Raw genomic sequence first — 530 nt, 5'->3', positions numbered from 1 at the left:
GAAAAATTACTGAGATTGTCACGGCGAAAGAGGTCTGTCTTCGAAATGAAGATGAGGAAGGTGAAGTTACGTACAAAAAGTCAACAGTGAGTGAGCGTCAGCCCGTTCTTCTTCTGAAAAAGGCAGAGACGATTCAAAATGATTATGTCTATACTTATGCTTCGGAAACAACAACTGAAACGTCACCGTCTCCATGCGGCGAGTTGACAACAACGGTAACCCAAGACAAATTACAACGGATTGAACCAATGTACAGCGAAGATTGGGAGCCATTAAGAGAAATCCTTATTGCTCATGGTGCAAAGAGAGTAGAAGATCAGGACTTTCTTTTAGAATACTGGCTTTCATATCTTTCTGATGGTGACGGCGAAGGAAATCCTCTAATTGGCTGGTCTCCAGTTATTGGGGGATTAGTTTGGCCAACAGAGGGAAGTAAGATCACATCAACTTTTGGTAGCCGAGTCCATCCAATCACAGGGCTGATAAAACTGCACGCGGGCGTTGATATTGGAGTACCGATTGGTACACCT

At 43.8% G+C, this 530-nt stretch carries 1 protein-coding gene; it reads left to right on the top strand.

Translation table 11 applies throughout. The features are described 5' to 3' along the window. Positions 1-530, top strand: a 530-nt coding sequence (locus L323_RS41745) for a hypothetical protein (protein WP_038275908.1), incomplete at both ends; no start/stop codon positions are given.

This window comes from Ruminiclostridium papyrosolvens C7 (genome assembly GCF_000421965.1).
Classification (GTDB): Bacteria; Bacillota; Clostridia; order Acetivibrionales; family DSM-1351; genus Ruminiclostridium; species Ruminiclostridium papyrosolvens_A.
The sequence above is the reverse complement of the archived record's forward strand: the minus strand, read 5'-3'. Positions and strand labels throughout refer to the sequence as shown.